This is a genomic window from Luteimonas lutimaris (assembly GCF_039537065.1).
GTDB classification, from domain to species: domain Bacteria; phylum Pseudomonadota; class Gammaproteobacteria; order Xanthomonadales; family Xanthomonadaceae; genus Luteimonas; species Luteimonas lutimaris.
Map to the genome: position 1 here is coordinate 1 of NZ_BAAAZU010000005.1, position 749 is coordinate 749.

Sequence of the window (749 nt, forward strand, 5' to 3'; positions counted from 1 at the left end):
GGAACCTCCTCGGGAAAGGGTACGAGAAAATTCCACTTCTGGCGTCAGCTAACCCGTGGGGGGATTACCGTACCACTTGACTTTGCGGCCACCTACATTGCCGTCACCAATCACCTTTCCTTGGCGTGGGTCAAACTTTGGCGCGTAGCCAAGGTAGATGCCAAACGCGTCTCTCTCAGTGGAAGAATCAACTGCATAGCAGACGCCAAAGTCTGGGCCTTGTTGATAAGACCAGGTCATCCCAGAGTCGGCGGGCAACGCTGGGCAATGCTCGACCGGCTGCGAATAGCTAGCCGAAGCTTGAAGAAGTAGTACCAAGGCAACGAGTAGCTTCATGCGCGGTTTAACGCTTGAGTTAACCCGACCTGCGTAGTGGAGCCAACAACATGGCAAGCTCTACCTGCCATGTTGTTGGTGGAACGAAGCGGATTCGGGTTGAACGAACTGTTAGGCCTGTGCGCGAGGGCGCCTGACCTGCGCAATGCGACCAATGACATAGAGAACAGCGCCAGAGACGAAGCAGAAGCCAGCAATACCGCCATTTAAATATCTTGTGGCTGATGGAACGACAAACACAGCGACCAGCATAGCCAACGAGATGGCAACCAAAGCAAAGCCGACCTTGAGATAGATGTTCGAGAGTCCAAAGTGCTTACTCATTGCGCATCTCCGTTACGATTTACTGTCAACACAGGCCTAACGCTTGAGTTAACCCGACCTGCGTAGTGGAGCCAACAACATGGCAAGCT

The 749-nt window shown here is 53.3% G+C and carries 1 protein-coding gene; it reads right to left on the bottom strand.

Annotated elements, in window-relative coordinates:
• Positions 1 to 447 precede the first annotated feature (447 nt).
• Complete coding sequence (locus ABD679_RS06460; RefSeq protein WP_344759150.1) at positions 448 to 660, bottom strand: hypothetical protein; 213 nt, start codon at positions 658 to 660, stop codon at positions 448 to 450.
• Positions 661 to 749 lie beyond the last annotated feature (89 nt).